The 14,403-nt window shown below is 60.3% G+C and carries 21 protein-coding genes; 7 read left to right on the top strand and 14 right to left on the bottom strand.

Annotated features, from left to right (window positions below; genetic code table 11):
• Positions 1-57: 57 nt before the first annotated feature.
• From PY308_RS08945 to PY308_RS08920, 6 genes are read left to right on the top strand one after another with little or no spacing between them, the layout of a single operon-like run.
• Positions 58-336 (top strand): hypothetical protein, encoded by a 279-nt coding sequence (locus PY308_RS08945; RefSeq protein WP_275790357.1) that lies wholly within the window; start codon positions 58-60, stop codon positions 334-336.
• Positions 337-340: 4 nt separating this feature from the next.
• Positions 341-1,474, top strand: coding sequence for a hypothetical protein (locus PY308_RS08940; RefSeq protein ID WP_275790356.1), 1,134 nt, complete (start codon positions 341-343; stop codon positions 1,472-1,474).
• 49 nt (positions 1,475-1,523) lie between these two features.
• Positions 1,524-2,168, top strand: a complete 645-nt coding sequence (locus tag PY308_RS08935; RefSeq protein ID WP_275790354.1) for a MarR family winged helix-turn-helix transcriptional regulator — start codon at positions 1,524-1,526, stop codon at positions 2,166-2,168.
• A gap of 44 nt (positions 2,169-2,212) precedes the next feature.
• Positions 2,213-2,377, top strand: coding sequence for a hypothetical protein (locus tag PY308_RS08930; protein WP_275790351.1), 165 nt, complete (start codon positions 2,213-2,215; stop codon positions 2,375-2,377).
• The gene (locus PY308_RS08925; protein WP_275790349.1) at positions 2,364-2,501 is read left to right on the top strand and encodes a carboxymuconolactone decarboxylase family protein; all 138 of its coding nucleotides are present in this window, start codon (positions 2,364-2,366) and stop codon (positions 2,499-2,501) included. The genes PY308_RS08930 and PY308_RS08925 overlap by 14 nt, the downstream gene beginning before the upstream one ends.
• Before the next feature lie 59 nt (positions 2,502-2,560).
• Positions 2,561-3,148, top strand: a complete 588-nt coding sequence (locus PY308_RS08920; protein WP_338051080.1) for a thioredoxin domain-containing protein — start codon at positions 2,561-2,563, stop codon at positions 3,146-3,148.
• Between the two features lie 52 nt (positions 3,149-3,200).
• On the opposite strand, the gene PY308_RS08915 is transcribed toward PY308_RS08920, so the two are convergent.
• The 10 genes from PY308_RS08915 to PY308_RS08870 form a co-directional block, all read right to left on the bottom strand.
• Positions 3,201-3,467 carry a hypothetical protein gene (locus PY308_RS08915; protein WP_275790347.1) on the bottom strand — a complete coding sequence of 89 codons (267 nt, stop codon included), beginning with the start codon at positions 3,465-3,467 and terminating at the stop codon, positions 3,201-3,203.
• Positions 3,464-3,820, bottom strand: a complete 357-nt coding sequence (locus PY308_RS08910) for a hypothetical protein (RefSeq protein WP_275790345.1) — start codon at positions 3,818-3,820, stop codon at positions 3,464-3,466. The genes PY308_RS08915 and PY308_RS08910 overlap by 4 nt, the downstream gene beginning before the upstream one ends.
• A gap of 36 nt (positions 3,821-3,856) precedes the next feature.
• Positions 3,857-4,102 carry a DUF982 domain-containing protein gene (locus PY308_RS08905; RefSeq protein ID WP_275790343.1) on the bottom strand — a complete coding sequence of 82 codons (246 nt, stop codon included), beginning with the start codon at positions 4,100-4,102 and terminating at the stop codon, positions 3,857-3,859.
• A 120-nt stretch (positions 4,103-4,222) separates the two neighbouring features.
• The gene (locus tag PY308_RS08900) at positions 4,223-4,411 is read right to left on the bottom strand and encodes a hypothetical protein (RefSeq protein ID WP_275790340.1); all 189 of its coding nucleotides are present in this window, start codon (positions 4,409-4,411) and stop codon (positions 4,223-4,225) included.
• 79 nt (positions 4,412-4,490) lie between these two features.
• Positions 4,491-5,024, bottom strand: coding sequence for a MerR family transcriptional regulator (locus PY308_RS08895; protein ID WP_275790338.1), 534 nt, complete (start codon positions 5,022-5,024; stop codon positions 4,491-4,493).
• 145 nt (positions 5,025-5,169) lie between these two features.
• The gene (locus PY308_RS08890) at positions 5,170-5,502 is read right to left on the bottom strand and encodes an integration host factor subunit alpha (RefSeq protein ID WP_275790336.1); all 333 of its coding nucleotides are present in this window, start codon (positions 5,500-5,502) and stop codon (positions 5,170-5,172) included.
• A gap of 93 nt (positions 5,503-5,595) precedes the next feature.
• The gene (locus PY308_RS08885; RefSeq protein ID WP_275790335.1) at positions 5,596-6,567 is read right to left on the bottom strand and encodes a beta-ketoacyl-ACP synthase III; all 972 of its coding nucleotides are present in this window, start codon (positions 6,565-6,567) and stop codon (positions 5,596-5,598) included.
• Positions 6,568-6,572: 5 nt separating this feature from the next.
• Positions 6,573-7,631 (bottom strand): phosphate acyltransferase PlsX, encoded by a 1,059-nt coding sequence (gene plsX / locus PY308_RS08880; RefSeq protein ID WP_275790333.1) that lies wholly within the window; start codon positions 7,629-7,631, stop codon positions 6,573-6,575.
• A 197-nt stretch (positions 7,632-7,828) separates the two neighbouring features.
• A complete protein-coding gene (locus PY308_RS08875) occupies positions 7,829-8,380 on the bottom strand; it encodes a YceD family protein (protein WP_275790331.1) in 552 nt (183 codons plus the stop codon).
• 76 nt (positions 8,381-8,456) lie between these two features.
• Entirely contained in the window at positions 8,457-8,996 is a 540-nt protein-coding gene (locus PY308_RS08870; RefSeq protein ID WP_275791069.1) for a ubiquinol-cytochrome C chaperone family protein, read from the bottom strand.
• Between the two features lie 131 nt (positions 8,997-9,127).
• Here PY308_RS08870 and PY308_RS08865 point away from each other — a divergent pair, with 131 nt between their 5' ends.
• Entirely contained in the window at positions 9,128-9,658 is a 531-nt protein-coding gene (locus tag PY308_RS08865; protein ID WP_275790328.1) for an outer membrane protein assembly factor BamE, read from the top strand.
• Positions 9,659-9,747: 89 nt separating this feature from the next.
• Here PY308_RS08865 and PY308_RS08860 read toward each other — a convergent pair whose 3' ends face one another.
• The 4 genes from PY308_RS08860 to ribH form a co-directional block, all read right to left on the bottom strand.
• Positions 9,748-11,883: a sodium-translocating pyrophosphatase gene (locus PY308_RS08860; RefSeq protein WP_275790326.1), complete on the bottom strand. Its 2,136-nt coding sequence runs from the start codon at positions 11,881-11,883 to the stop codon at positions 9,748-9,750.
• 207 nt (positions 11,884-12,090) lie between these two features.
• On the bottom strand, positions 12,091-13,326 hold the full coding sequence (locus tag PY308_RS08855) for an MFS transporter (protein ID WP_275790323.1): 1,236 nt from the start codon (positions 13,324-13,326) through the stop codon (positions 12,091-12,093).
• 8 nt (positions 13,327-13,334) lie between these two features.
• The gene (gene nusB, locus PY308_RS08850; RefSeq protein ID WP_275790322.1) at positions 13,335-13,829 is read right to left on the bottom strand and encodes a transcription antitermination factor NusB; all 495 of its coding nucleotides are present in this window, start codon (positions 13,827-13,829) and stop codon (positions 13,335-13,337) included.
• Positions 13,826-14,287: a 6,7-dimethyl-8-ribityllumazine synthase gene (gene ribH / locus PY308_RS08845; protein WP_275790319.1), complete on the bottom strand. Its 462-nt coding sequence runs from the start codon at positions 14,285-14,287 to the stop codon at positions 13,826-13,828. Before ribH ends, nusB begins: the two co-directional genes overlap by 4 nt.
• Positions 14,288-14,403: the final 116 nt, after the last annotated feature.

Below are 14,403 nucleotides of genomic sequence, written 5' to 3'. Positions count from 1 at the left end.
TGGTTTCGTGGCTCACTACTATCCGAATTCCCGGGCGGAATGGGAGACAAGGCCGGCTTGACCGAACCGCCGCTGCCCGCGGGCGACTACGCGGCGCATTTCGACCATCGGGTCCACGACGACCATATCGAGCGGCCGGGTAACCTGTTCAGGATGATGTCACCGGAACAGCAACAGGCGCTGGTCGACAATACCGCCCCGCGCCGTTGCGAGAGCGGACATCCACATCAAGGAACGACATATCTCCAGTTGCATGGGGGCCGATCCGCGATACGGTGCGAGTTTCGCGGCCGCCGTGAGCCTTGTCGTGTCGCAAGCGGCGGAATGAAGGATTAAACCGATGAGACGATCATCTCTGGGAGCGGCCGTTTTCGGTTGCGCGATGGCAATGCCTCTGGCGGCCCAGGCCCATGTCAAATGGTTTGCGCCGTACATCGTCGGCGCGCCGCCGCAACCGATATCGACCGTGCTTACCGACCCGTGGTTCTGGATCGGGATCGTCCTCGTCGTGATCTTCTTCGTTTTGACGCGTCTGGTCGAGATCAGTCCGTTTGGAGCGCGCGTCCACGACGGCCTCGATCGTGTTACCGGACCGCTGTGGAAGAGACTTGACGACTACGTCCGCGTGACCGTCGGCGCGTTCTTCGTGGCGGTCTTTTCGGTCGGCGGCGTCTATCTGACACCCGATCTCAAGACCCCGGCGGAGTGGGTCTCGTGGCTTCAGCTCCTGATCGCCGCATGCATTTTCTCGCGCAAGACAATGCCGCTGGCCGGAATCGGTATCCTGGCGCTCTGGTTTCTGGCGATCCGTGACTACGACCTGTTCCACCTGTTCGACTATCTTGCCCTCGGCGCGGGTGTCGCCGCCTACCTGATCCTGGAGCCGTCGAAGAACGAGACCTGGAGATCGCACCGCTTCGAGGCCTTGCGCTGGGGTCTCGCCATAGCCCTGATGTGGTCCAGCCTCGAGAAGTTCGCCTACCCAGACTGGTTTTATCCGCTCGTTCTCGAAAAGCCGTTCCTGACGTTCGGACTGCCGAGGGACGTGTTTATCCCCATGGCGGGTGTCGCCGAATTTACCATGGGTTTCGGGCTTCTGTGGACACCGTTGATCCGCCGGCTGTCGGCGATCGCCCTTATCGTCATCTTCACGGCGGCGGTGTGGCCGTTCGGACGGGTCGATCTCATCGGGCATGGACTGATCATGGCCATCCTGGTCGCGGTGGCATGCGATCAATGCCGCGTCACCAGGTTTCTGCCGTCTCTCAAAGTGCACCTCCCCGCGATACCGGCGGGGATCGCCACCGCGCTCGTCGTGTTCGCGACGGGATACTGGGGCCTGCATCTCGCGTTCTATGGCGCCGAGGGGTTTACGGGACCGGCTACCGCGGAAAAGGCGACGCATTCGCACAATGCCGAGCAGCCACACGGGCCGATATCGGATACGGGCATCGGGGCTCCGCCGACCAAATGAAATTTGATATCCTCTTGTGTTTAATAGGACTCCTATATATATTCATCTCATGGAAACGCCGAAGACCCCAACGTCTGTCAACCACCGCATCCGGGAAGGTCTTGCTCGGGTTGCCATGGCCATGCGGGCCGACGACTGGAGCCGCGCCAAGACCAGCGGACTGAACCCCACCCAGCTCGCCATTCTGGAGTTACTGGAGGGTCGAAAGGACGGACTGGGGGTCAAGGAGATCGCCGCCAACCTCGGGGTCTCGCAGCCGACGGCGACGGACTCCATCGCGGCGCTTGAGCGCAAAGGGTTTGTCGCGAAGCGCAGCGCCGGGACCGACAAGCGCGGTGTCAACGTCGGCATCACGTCCAAAGGACTCTCGGCGCTAGAGGTTGGCAACGCGGCTGCAAGTATCGCAGAACAGACGGTCGATGCCCTAGCCCAGCATGAACAGGAAGACCTGCTGATCACGCTGGTCAAAATGATCAGGCATCTGCAGGAGACGGACGCGATACCGATCCAGCGCATGTGCGCCAGTTGTCGGTACTTCGCCCCATTCGCCCATCCCGATGCGGCACAGCCGCATCATTGTAATTTTGTCGACGCGGCATTCGGACAGCGGGATATCCGCATCGACTGCCGCGAGCACGAGACCGCCGATCCCGCGTTACGGGCAGCCACCTGGGACGTGTTTATACAGGGATAATATCACAACCCCTCCAGGCTATGGAGAAAGAGGAGACTGCAGAAATGACCAGGAACTTTGCAACCGGCGCGCTTCTCGCCGGAACGGCCTCGCTATGGCTGACAGCCGCCAGCGCCCAGTCGATCAAGGCTGAACCCGCCGAAGCCATACAGGCTCCGTTCGACATCATCGAGACGACAAATCGACGCCCTGCGCTTGGCGGGCTTTGACGACGAGGAGATCGTCAAAATCGTCGCCCACATCACCCTCAACCTGTTCACCAACTACCTGAAGGTCGCCCTCGACGTGCCGGTCGACTTTCCGGGTTTGAAACTCACGCGCGCCGCCGCTTAAGCCCAAGGGGGCGGACCGACCTCCCCTCCGGTCCGCCCCGCAACACAAGGATGGAAATCATGTCTACGACATCGACGACGCTCGCGCCCGAACTGGCGGTGAGCGAATGGTTCAACACGCCTGCCCCTCTTACGCTGGCCGCCCTGCGCGGTCGCCCGGTGTTCATTCACAGCTTCCAGCTTCTCTGCCCCGGATGCGTTTCGGAATCCATTCCGCAGGTCCAGCGCATTGAATGTATTTTCGGCCATACCGATCTCCAGGTCATCGGCATCCACACGGTATTCGAACACCACGCGGCGATGTCTCCGGTCACCCTGAAGGCGTTCCTGCACGAGTACCGCATCAAGCATCCCGTGGGCGTCGATCTCTCGGATGAGCGCTCCGATACGCCGACGACGATGCAGCGTTTCGCCTTACGAGGCACCCCGTCGTCGATCCTGATCGGCCGTGACGGTTCCATTGCCCACCAGATGTTCGGGGTAGAGGAAGACCTCGCTGTGGGAGCGCGGATCGCCATGGCGCTCTCGGCCCGCATTCCCGGCCTAGCCGGGACGGCGCCCTCCTCGGGAGAAGACGAAGGGTGCTCCGGCGGCCGTTGTGAAGTTCCCTCGCAGCTCGATGCTGGTCGGCTCGCTCGGATGTCGTAGTTCCGATCGAGCCTGCTGCATAAAAGATGCGAATCGCCTGTGTGTCCCCATCTCAGTGAACCGACGTGTCTGATCCAGGATCTTCCAGAAAGGAGTGAATGCCATCGCGTTCGATCGTAGCGAGAAACTCTTCGAAGGCTTCCTTGTCCGTTGCAAAGGGCTCTTCCCACACCGTCAGCCCCTCCTCCTGGTCTATCACCTCCAAGGTCCATCCTTCCGTGCTGCCAGCGGGGCGGAAGATATCCACGAGTACCGTCACGCCATCGTCGGTAAATTCCCCGGCGAAATCCGAATGCTCGATCTTCTGCTTTTTTGTCATGATGACGATGCCTGTTTTACGTTGGTGATGACGGGGTTGATGCGGCCTCTGGAGCGCTCTCGCGGCACCAAACCCGCGAGACGCCCCGTGGCCTCCTTGATTTCCAAGGGCGTGAATAACGTGCTGTATCGTGGGCGCGTCATCAAGGACTCCATCGACAGATCCGCCTTACCGGCGGCAACAAGCCGGTCCAGCCCGGTCGTCCCCGGCTTGAACACCAGTTCCCGCGCAGCAGAGACGCCACCCTTGAGTACCACCAGACGGCGGAAGAGCACCGGGCGGAAGCCGATCTGCGCGCAGTGCTCGTAAAGCGCCAGCATGTCCTTGTGAAACTCTGCTTGAAGGGATTTCATGTTGATATGCTCATTTTGTTCGCAGGAAAGGAGCGATTAGTCACGCACTGGGATCTGCGCCTCGGCGACAGCGGCAAGGAACGCCTTGCGCGCATCCTCGTCAGACATCTTTCCCTCTGCTACAGCCGCGCAAATCTCCAGCGCGCGGTCCAGCGCTGGTCCGTCTTCCAACGGCCAATCCTCAATCATCGCCCAGGACGCCTGCGTCGTGTTCGAGATCGTTACAAAATTTTCCGGGCCATCGAGAGCAAGGATAACGCTTTTCTGCCAGTTCTTTTGCATGGGCACGCCTTATCGGGATACTACCCATTGCCTACCACGACACCGTCTCTGCGACGATGTCAAACTCGCTTTTCACACCCAAAAAAGAGCGGCGCCTCGGGCGGCCCGCTCTCAACCATCTCAGAGGTTGCCTCCGTCAACGATGGGATCCACGAGAGGCAGCGGCGGATCATTCGGACTGCGATGGTCGCCCGGTTTGATTACCGGCGGAATTGGCGTCTCGGCATTGTTGCCCTGATCACTTTGATCGTCGGCGGGACGGCGGGGTGTTTGCGTGCGCTCTTCGTTGCGGGGCCCTGTGTCGGTCATGGTGCTCTCTCCTTGTTGTGAAGGGAGAACGGACGGATCACGTGGAGGTTCCGGCCAGTGGCGGACGGGAGCTTGTCTCCTAGCGCACCTGATCGAGCAAACGCTTGCACTCGAGCAAATCGTAGAGCGCTTCCTGCAGCAACGCCCGGTCTTCCTTGCCGACGGATGATTTACCGATCGAGATTTCCGGGTTGTCGTCGCCGCCACCGCCAAAAGAAAAGAAGCGCCGGCTTGTCGGCACCTTGGCACGGCCAACGATCTGGTCGTCGTCGGGATTGCCGAGCTTCGGCTGGACCTGATCGTCGACATTGGCAGCCGCCAACGCTTCAACGGTCGCAAGATCCCCGCTGGCGATCGCCGCGACGAACTTGTTGCCGTTCATTTTCAAGAGCTTCTGCACGCCCTTGATCGTGTAGCCATGATCATAGAGCAGATGGCGGATGCCTTTTAGGAGATCAACATCCTCCGGCCGATAATAGCGGCGTCCACCGCCGCGCTTCATCGGCTTGATCTGCAGGAACCGGGTTTCCCAGAAGCGCAGCACATGCTGCGGCAGATCGAGATCGTCTGCCACTTCGCTGATCGTCCGGAACGCGTCTGGGCTCTTTTCCATGTCTTCCCCGCTCAACAGCATCGGAATTTGCACGCGAGTCGGCGCGCTATGCCAGCCATATGCCAAGCATGATTACTTACGAATCATGTCGATTTCAATGGTTTATGGAAGAGTTTTCAACTGCTTTAATGAAAACAGGGGTGCATCACGGCGCCGGCGGCTTCTGCTTGGCCTTGCGTTGCAGATGCGCCTTCAGCACGCGCTGTTTGAGCACGTTCGATGCCTTGAAGGTCATCACTCTGCGAGGCGAAATAGGCACTTCCTCGCCTGTCTTCGGGTTTCGACCGATGCGCTCGTTCTTGTCCCGAACCTGGAAGGTTGCAAAAGAAGAGAGCTTGACGCTTTCGCCGCGCACGATCGCATTGCAAATTTCATCGATCACAGTTTCCACCAGTTCGGCCGATTCCGTGCGCGAAAGCCCGACCTTGCGGAAAACCGATTCGGCCAAGTCTGCTCGTGTCACCGTTTTTCCGCTCATCTTCCCCCACCGATTTTGTCAAATATCGATTAGCGTGGAAGAGTATTGCCCTTGCCCATTCGGGTCAAGCGTTTGCGTTGGTTTGGCTTTTCTTTACCAGCGCAGCAGCACGGAGCCCCAGGTGAAGCCGCCACCCATGGCCTCCAGAAGAACCAGATCACCCTTTTTGATACGCCCATCAGCGGCTGCGGTGTCGAGAGCCAGGGGAATCGATGCGGCCGAGGTATTGCCGTGGAGATCGACCGTCACCACCACTTTTTCCATGGGTATGCCGAGCTTCCTTGCGGATCCCTCGATGATGCGGCGATTGGCCTGATGCGGGACAAGCCAGTCGAGATCCTCTGCCGACGTTCCCGTGGCCGAAAAGGCTGCTTCAATGACATCGGTGATCATGCCGACAGCGTGTTTGAAGACTTCCCGGCCTTCCATGCGCAACTGGCCGACCGTTCCCGTGGTCGAAGGGCCGCCATCGACGTAGAGCTTTTCGCGGTGGGCGCCGTCCGAGCGCAGATGCGTCGTCAGGATGCCACGGTCCTGGTTCGTGCCTTCGCCTTCCTGCGCCTCCAGAATGACGGCGCCAGCACCATCGCCGAAAAGAACGCACGTGGTGCGGTCGCTCCAGTCCAGAATGCGCGAGAAGGTTTCCGCGCCGATGACCAGCACCCGCTTGGCGAGACCGCCGCGAATATAGACGTCCGCGGTCGTCATTGCGTAGATGAAGCCGGAACAGACCGCCTGAAGGTCGAAGGCGGCGCCGTGATGCATTCCCAACCGGTTCTGGATGTTGACCGCAGTCGCCGGAAACGTGTTGTCCGGCGTCGATGTGCCGACGATGATCAGGTCGAGGTCGGCCGGCGTGAGCCCTGCCCGTTGAAGAGCGACACGGGCAGCGGCCTCGCCCAGCGACGCCGTCGTCTCACCCTCGCCCGCGATATAGCGCTGGCGAATGCCCGTGCGCTGTACAATCCACTCGTCGGATGTATCGACCTTGGTTTCCATTTCGCTATTGGTCATCACGCGCTTCGGAAGCGACGCTCCGAAGCCGCAAACCACAGAACGGATCATGATATTCAAACCTCGTCAGCCATGCCCTTGTCGTCATCTTGGGAGGGATGCGATGCATGGTATTTTTGCAAATCATTCTGAATCTTGGCCTTCAGGCCATTGCGGACCATGTCGTAGCCGACATCAATGGCAGCAGCGAAACCTTCCGCGTCCGCTCCTCCATGACTCTTGATCACGACACCATTGAGGCCAAGAAAGACGCCGCCATTCACTTTTCGGGGATCCATCTTCTCGCGCAGCCGGTCGAAGGCCCCCTTGGCGAGAATATAGCCGATTTTCGCAAGCAAGGTGCGCGACATGGCAGCACGCAGATATTCGGCGATTTGCCGGGCAGTTCCTTCGGATGCCTTCAGCGCTATGTTGCCGGAGAACCCCTCGGTGACCACGACATCGACCGTGCCGCGACCGATGTCGTCGCCCTCGACGAAACCGAGATAGTCAATGCTGTCCAGCCCCGCCTCGCGAATCAGTCGCCCGGCCTCCTTGACCTCTTCCTGGCCCTTGACCTCTTCGACGCCGACATTGAGGAGCCCGAGCGTCGGGCGCTCGAGCTCGAACAGCGCGCGCGCCATGGCACCGCCCATCAGCGCGAAGTCCATCAGCTGCTGTGCATCAGCGCCAATCGTCGCGCCGACATCGAGCACGATGCTTTCACCCTTCAGCGTCGGCCAGATGGCGGCGATGGCCGGTCGCTGGATACCGGCCATCATGCGCAGGCAGATCACGGACATCGCCATCAGCGCGCCGGTATTGCCCGCCGACACGATCACGTCGGCGTCTCCCTTGCCGACCGCATCGATGGCCTGCCACATGCTCGCCTTGCCTCGGCCGCGGCGCAGAGCCTGGCTCGGCTTCTCGTCCATGGCGATCGCCAGTTCCGACGAATGGAAGCTGCTTGCGGCTTTCAGTTTTGGAAATTTATCCAGAACAGGAACGCATTGGTCTTCAAGTCCGTAGAGGACGAAGCGAATGTCGGGATGCCGTTCCAGCGCCTTCGCGGCAGCCGGGATAACGACCTGCGGACCGAAGTCGCCGCCCATAACATCAAGAGAAATTCTGACCACGCGTGTCTTTTCCTTTATTCCTGCCACACCGCATGTTTTGTCCCGGCGCAATGACGATCAGCGATGAGGACACACGTGTTTTCATGACGCTTGAGGAGAGGAAGCCTGAGCGGCACCCCGCCCCCACGGGCTGGATGCGGCAAAATACCGTTTTTCGCTGGTGAGACAACCGATTTGTGCGGCATGCATTTCCGCACTCAGTCCTTTTTCCAGTCCTTAAGCGCCGCAAAGGGATTGGGGCGGGCATCGTCCTTGTCCGTGCTTTCGATTCGCTCGCCAAATGTGGCTCCCGGCTTGCGTGGATAGGGATCGATCGCCAGCGCCGCATGTTCGGTGACCGCGACCCCGACATCGATCGTGTCGCCGGTGAACATGTCGGGAAGATCGGGGCCGTCGGGATCGAGAATCATTTCGCCGCCGTCATTGGCGGCAATCCGCGCCAACCGCGAACCCTCCGGCACAAAAATCGCCTCGACCGGTTCGTCGATCTTTGATTCGACAGGCTCCAGCGTAACGACACAGGCCTGTACGATCGTTGCCTCGACCCTGCCCCTGATCCTGACGCCATCCTTTTTCCATCGGGCGATCTGCAGATCGGAGGACAGCGAAACCACCTCCGACACATTCCAGAGATCGCGCAACGCCTTCAGTTCGGCGGCGTTGGCTTCCAGATGAACCGTCACGGCATTGGCGGAGATATTGCCGACTTTCACCGGAAAGGAGAATGCGGGTTTTTCATCGAGGTTCATCGTCAGCGTCCTTTCGGGCGACATCGCCGCCCAAGAAAGTGGTTTGGTCTCGCGGCGTTCTTGCCGTCGCGTCCGGTCAAACGGCCGGTTCAGGCAGTTCGATCCGGCCGGTTTCTACGACATCCTCCGCCTTTTCCGCAAGCGCCGCCTCGGCGTGCAGCATATAGGTTGCAAGACCCTGCATGGATGGCGACGGACCACCGGCGTTGGGATGAAAATTGCGACGGAGCGCCGCCGCCAGTTCGCCCGCATCCTGCCTGTCGAGCGCGGCTGCATAGCTTTCCAGCCGGCCGTAGAACATCGAGGCCAGCTTCTTCATCTTCTTCGGGACGCTGACATCGCCGATACCAAGCTCGCGTATGGAGTGATCCACATCCTCGAAGAAGGCGTCGATGATCTCCTGGGCGATCTCCTGGCCGGCCCTGCCCGCGCTTCGCGTCCGGCGGAAATAGAGGATCAGCGTGGCCGACAGCATCTCGAAACGGCCCATCACGGTGTCGGGCACTTCGAGTTCGGTGTAGAACAAAGGGCGGCGGGCGGCGCGGGTCAAAAGATCGTACTGGCGCGCAACAATTGCGGCATTGCCATTTTTTTTGCCGAACAGCCCGAATATCATCATAAAGCCCAAGTTTGATCGCTTCAAAATGCGAAAGGCAACGCATCCTGTTATTGCATGATCGCTGAAGCTGGTTTACCGAAGCAGGCACGAAATGCAATGGCGCATCTGCCGGCGTTACCTTGGGGGAGATGTCGTTGACGAGACGGTATTTCAAGTCAGACATGAAATTTCTGAGCAAAGTCGTTTTTACTGCAGCTATTTCCGCAACTGCACTGACCGGCTGCAAGACCGCAGATGTCCTGAACACCGGGCAGACCATCAATCAGGGTTATGTCGTCGATCAGGAAACGCTGGCGCTGGTCCCTGTGGGATCGAGCCGCGAGCAGGTTCTTCTGTCGCTCGGAACGCCGTCCACGACCGCGACCTTCGACAATGAAGTCTTTTACTATATCTCCCAGAAGCGTCGGCGTCCCGTCGCCTTCATGAATCCGCAGATCGTCGATCAGAGCGTGCTTGCCGTCTATTTCGACAAGGACGGTGTCGTGTCGCAGCTTGCCCATTACACGCAGAAAGACGGCAAGGTCTTCGACATGATCTCCCGGACGACACCGACAGGCGGCCAGGAGATGACGTTCCTCGGCCAGTTGCTGTCCGGCAATGGCATCGGCAAGAGCATGGCGCGCTCCATCCTCTCGGATGGTTCGGACTACGGAAAATAATCAGGGTTTCGAGCCTCGCCTCATAGGAAAGCCGCGGGAACAGATCTCCCGCGGCTTTTTCGTTTTCTATGCGTCCGGCGGGCCCGTTGTCAGGCAAGAACCGCCAAAAGCAGCAAGGCGACGATATTGGTGATCTTGATCGCTGGATTGACGGCTGGACCTGCGGTGTCCTTGTAGGGGTCGCCAACCGTGTCGCCGGTGACGGAGGCCTTGTGGGCTTCCGAGCCCTTCATATGACGCGTGCCGTCCTTGTCGACAAAACCATCCTCAAAGCTTTTCTTAGCATTGTCCCAGGCGCCGCCGCCCGAGGTCATGGATATTGCCACGAAGATGCCGTTGACGATGACACCGAGAAGCGAGGCCCCGAGGGCTGCAAAGGCCGAAGCCTTGGAACCGGAGATCAGGAGCACGCCGAAATAGACCACGATCGGCGCCAGAACCGGCAGCAATGACGGCACGATCATTTCGCGGATCGCCGCCTTGGTCAGCATATCGACGGCACGGCCGTAATCCGGCCGGTCCGTTCCCGCCATGATGCCCGGCTTTTCGCGGAACTGGCGGCGGACTTCCTCCACGACCGCGCTTGCGGCCCGTCCAACAGCTGTCATGGCGATGCCGCCGAAAAGATAGGGAATGAGGCCGCCGAAGATCAGGCCGGCGACGACATAAGGGTTGGAGAGATCGAAGGAGATTGTTCCGACATCGGCGTAGTAGGGATATTTGTCGCCGTTGGCGACGAAATATTTGAGATCGTTTGCATAGGCGGCAAACAGCACCAGGGCGCCAAGGCCGGCAGAACCGATCGCGTAGCCCTTGGTCACGGCTTTCGTCGTATTGCCCACGGCATCCAGCGCGTCGGTCGATTTGCGGACTTCCGGCGGAAGGCCGGCCATTTCCGCGATACCGCCTGCATTGTCGGTGACCGGCCCGAAAGCATCGAGCGCCACGATCATGCCGGCAATGCCGAGCATGGCGGTGACGGCGATGCCGGTGCCGAACAAACCTGCCAGCTGGTAAGTCGAGATGATGCCACCGACGATGACGATGGCCGGCAGTGCAGTAGACTCCAGCGAGACCGCAAGCCCCTGGATGACGTTGGTGCCATGGCCACTGACCGAGGCCTGGGCGATGGAGTTCACTGGCCGCTTGTTGGTGCCGGTGTAGTATTCGGTGATCACGACGATCAGCGCTGTCACCACGAGGCCGAGAATGCCGCAGATGAACAGGTTGGTGCCGGTGATATCCTTGCCCTCGACAGCGCCGATCGAGCCCCAGCCGATGGTGAGCGAGGTGGCAGCGCCAAGCCCGATGATCGACAGCAGACCCGTGACGATCAGACCTTTGTAAAGCGCGCCCATGATCGAGCCGTTCGCGCCGAGCTTGACGAAAAATGCACCGATGATCGACGTGATGATGCAGGCGCCGCAGATGGCGAGCGGATAGGCCATGACAAGCGCGAGATTGGCGCCGCCGGCGAAGAAGATAGCCGCAAGGACCATCGTGGCAACGATCGACACGGCATAGGTCTCGAACAGGTCGGCCGCCATGCCGGCGCAGTCGCCGACATTGTCGCCGACATTGTCTGCGATCGTGGCGGGGTTGCGGGGATCATCTTCCGGAATGCCGGCTTCCACCTTGCCGACCAGATCGCCGCCGACATCGGCACCCTTTGTGAAGATACCGCCACCGAGACGGGCGAATATCGAGATGAGCGAGGCGCCAAAGCCGAGCGAGACGAGCGCGTCGATGACCTCACGCGAACCCTCAGCAAGCCCAAGACCAGCGGTCAGCACAAGATAGTAGATCGTGACGCCCAGCAGCGCCAAACCGGCGACCAGCATGCCGGTGATCGCGCCGGACTTGAAGGCAATATCGAGGCCCGCCGCAAGGCTGACGGAAGAGGCCTGCGCCGTGCGCACATTGGCGCGGACCGAGACATGCATGCCGATGAAGCCAGCCGCGCCCGAGAGCACCGCGCCGATCAGGAAGCCTAGTGCAGCCGTGACGGAAAGAAGCAGCCAGGCACCGACAAAGACGACGGCCCCGACGATGGCAATGGTCATGTATTGACGTGTGAGATAGGCCTGCGCCCCCTCGCGTATGAAGCCTGCAATCTCCTGCATGCGGGCATTGCCCTGATCGGCCGACAGCACCGACCGTGTTGCCCAGGCGGCATAGACCACCGATAGCAACCCGCATGCAATAACGCCCAGTAATATGGTCATTTCGCTCTTTCCTCCGTTTAGCCTGCAGGCTTCGCAGGCCCCCAAACCGCGCTGCAAACCTTGCCTCCTCAAGCAAGGGCTGCAAACGTGGCGGCAGAGTGCGGTGGCGAAACGGGATCGTCAAGCCGCCCCAAAGCGAAAAATCCACGTTTTTCTGTATGTTGGCAGTTGCTTACGGGCGCAAAGCCGGCATGTTTTCGGCAAACCTCAGGCCAGGCGTCGCTTTTCCGCGACAAACAGGAAAAACAGGAGCAGCAGGCAAAGTATCGCAACGGGCCAGACGGCGGCGTTCAGCATATCCCAGCCATAGGCCGTCAGCACCTTGCCCGACCCGAAAGACGCAAACGCGACGGTCGCAAACAGGATGATGTCGTGAAAACCCTGCACCTTGTCGGCTTCCTGCGGCCGGTAGCTCGACGCGACGATCGCGGTTGCGCCGATGAAACCGAAATTCCATCCCGCGCCAAGCAGGATGAGCGAACCCCAGAAATTCCAAAGGGCGATGCCGGCATGGGCGACCACTGCGCAAGCCATCAGAATCACCAGCCCGGCGGCCACGACTTTTTCCGCGCCAAAACGGCTCACCAGCATGCCGGTGAAAAAGCTCGGGGCAAACATGGCAAGGACATGCCATTGGATACCAAGGGTCGCCAGGTCCTGCGGGAAACCACAGCCGATCACCATGGCGATCGGGGCGCCGGTCATCATGAAGGTCATCAGGGCATAGGTCGAGATCCCGCAGATCATGCCGGTCAGGAAACGCTGGGTCAGGACGATTTCGCTCAAGGGCCGCACCGGCCCGGCCTGGGATTGAAACGCAGCGGCGCGCTGATCGGGCAATTTCAGGAAGGCAAGAATTAGAATGGCGGCAAGGCAGGTCGGAATGAGCGCCAGGAACGCGCCGGCAAAAAGCACGGGGGCGAGCATGTCTTTCGTCAGGATAACCAGTTGAGGTCCAAGAACCGCCGAGACGATCCCGCCGGCGAGGATCCAGGAGATCGCACGCGGCTTGTAGAAGGACGGAGACACGTCGGCCGCGGCAAAGCGCAGTTTCTGGGTAAAACCCCCGGCAACGCCTGCAATGCACAGGCCTAACGCAAAGAGCCAGAAGTCGGCGAGAAAGAGTGCGTAGGCCGCAAGAATACCACCCACGGCACCGAGGGCGGCACCGGCGATGAACGCCAGTTTGCGGCCGAAAAACCGGGATGCTGCAGCGACAAAAACGGCGCCAAGCGCCACGCCGACATTGAAGCCGGTCAAGGGAGCCGTTGCAAGGGATTTGTCCGCACCGAGAAGCTGATATCCGGCAACGCCGCCGACTGAAAAGACGATCGGGCCGATCGTTCCGAGGATCGCTTGCGCCGCCGTCAGGAGATAGACGTCCCGGCGGGCGCCGCGCAGTTCATGATCCATGTCCTGTGCCCGGCCCGCCTGCAGTGTCATCGGAAGACCTATTTCTTGACGTCGGTTCTGATCGTGCGGGCTATCCTGTCGAGAACGGCGTTGACGAGCTTGGGTTCGTCGTCTTCGAAGAAAGCCTTGGCGATCTCGACATATTCCGTGACGATGACGGCCACGGGGACATCCTTGCGCTCGACCAATTCGAATGTGCCGGCGCGCAGAATGGCCCGGACGGTGGAATCGATGCGCGACAGCGCCCAGTCGTCCTGCAGGGCCGTGCCGATCAGGGGATCGAGCTTGCGCTGGTCGCGCACGACACCGGCGACGATCGAGCGAAACCAAGAGGCATCGGCCTTCAGATAGGTATCGCCGTCGATTTCCTGACCGAGCCGGTGGGTTTCGTATTCGGCAACGATTTCAAGCACGCCGGTGCCGCCGACATCCATCTGATAGAGCGCCTGCACGGCGGCGAGACGGGCAGCACCGCGCTGGTTTGCCTGCTTGACGGGCTGCTCGGCCGACGGATTGGAAGGAGTATCGCTCACAGTTCGCCGCCCAGCTTGGTCTTCAGATCAATCATCGTCAGGGCAGCGCGGGCTGCAAAGCCACCCTTGTCGCCCTCGCTCTTCCTGACGCGCGCCCAGGCCTGCGCATCATTCTCGACGGTCAGAATGCCATTTCCGATCGCGAGGCTTTCGCTGACGGCGAGATCCATAAGCGCGCGTGACGACTCATTGGCAACAATATCGAAATGATAGGTTTCGCCCCGGATCACCATGCCGAGCGCAACGAAACCGTCATAATCGGTGCCGCCATTGTCGGCGCCGTCGAGCGCCATGGCGATCGCGGCTGGAATCTCCAGTGCGCCGGGAACGGTGACGACATCATAGGTCGCTTCGGCTTCCTTGAGCGCAGAGGTCGCGCCTTCGAGAAGCGCATCGGCCATGTCGTCATAGAAACGCGCTTCCACAATCAGGATATGTGGCTTTTCGATATCGGACATTCGTCACCTGTCTGAAAACTGGGGGCCGGACCGCTCCGGCACAGGCGGCGGTCAAATCATGCCGAGGATCGGTTGGCAAGCATTTTTCACGATGCCGCCTGCATTTGCCGCGGGCG

It is taken from the genome of Pararhizobium gei (genome assembly GCF_029223885.1).
In the GTDB taxonomy this organism is placed as follows: Bacteria; Pseudomonadota; Alphaproteobacteria; order Rhizobiales; family Rhizobiaceae; genus Pararhizobium; species Pararhizobium gei.
This window is presented reverse-complemented; position numbering and strand designations above follow the sequence as displayed.

Excerpts from the sequence above, each read along its gene's own strand:
- PY308_RS08855 (WP_275790323.1), bottom strand. The coding sequence starts at position 13,326 with ATGACACTGCAGGCGGGCCGGGCACAGGACATGGATCATGAACTGCGC.
- PY308_RS08910 (WP_275790345.1), bottom strand. The coding sequence starts at position 3,820 with ATGAAATCCCTTCAAGCAGAGTTTCACAAGGACATGCTGGCGCTTTAC.
- PY308_RS08895 (WP_275790338.1), bottom strand. The coding sequence starts at position 5,024 with ATGGAAAAGAGCCCAGACGCGTTCCGGACGATCAGCGAAGTGGCAGAC.
- PY308_RS08885 (WP_275790335.1), bottom strand. The coding sequence starts at position 6,567 with ATGATCCGTTCTGTGGTTTGCGGCTTCGGAGCGTCGCTTCCGAAGCGC.
- PY308_RS08875 (WP_275790331.1), bottom strand. The coding sequence starts at position 8,380 with ATGAACCTCGATGAAAAACCCGCATTCTCCTTTCCGGTGAAAGTCGGC.
- PY308_RS08865 (WP_275790328.1), top strand. The coding sequence starts at position 9,128 with ATGTCGTTGACGAGACGGTATTTCAAGTCAGACATGAAATTTCTGAGC.
- PY308_RS08905 (WP_275790343.1), bottom strand. The coding sequence starts at position 4,102 with ATGCAAAAGAACTGGCAGAAAAGCGTTATCCTTGCTCTCGATGGCCCG.
- PY308_RS08890 (WP_275790336.1), bottom strand. The coding sequence starts at position 5,502 with ATGAGCGGAAAAACGGTGACACGAGCAGACTTGGCCGAATCGGTTTTC.
- PY308_RS08870 (WP_275791069.1), bottom strand. The coding sequence starts at position 8,996 with ATGATATTCGGGCTGTTCGGCAAAAAAAATGGCAATGCCGCAATTGTT.
- PY308_RS08915 (WP_275790347.1), bottom strand. The coding sequence starts at position 3,467 with ATGACAAAAAAGCAGAAGATCGAGCATTCGGATTTCGCCGGGGAATTT.
- PY308_RS08940 (WP_275790356.1), top strand. The coding sequence starts at position 341 with ATGAGACGATCATCTCTGGGAGCGGCCGTTTTCGGTTGCGCGATGGCA.
- PY308_RS08930 (WP_275790351.1), top strand. The coding sequence starts at position 2,213 with ATGACCAGGAACTTTGCAACCGGCGCGCTTCTCGCCGGAACGGCCTCG.
- PY308_RS08935 (WP_275790354.1), top strand. The coding sequence starts at position 1,524 with ATGGAAACGCCGAAGACCCCAACGTCTGTCAACCACCGCATCCGGGAA.
- PY308_RS08900 (WP_275790340.1), bottom strand. The coding sequence starts at position 4,411 with ATGACCGACACAGGGCCCCGCAACGAAGAGCGCACGCAAACACCCCGC.
- PY308_RS08920 (WP_338051080.1), top strand. The coding sequence starts at position 2,561 with ATGTCTACGACATCGACGACGCTCGCGCCCGAACTGGCGGTGAGCGAA.
- PY308_RS08860 (WP_275790326.1), bottom strand. The coding sequence starts at position 11,883 with ATGACCATATTACTGGGCGTTATTGCATGCGGGTTGCTATCGGTGGTC.
- ribH (WP_275790319.1), bottom strand. The coding sequence starts at position 14,287 with ATGTCCGATATCGAAAAGCCACATATCCTGATTGTGGAAGCGCGTTTC.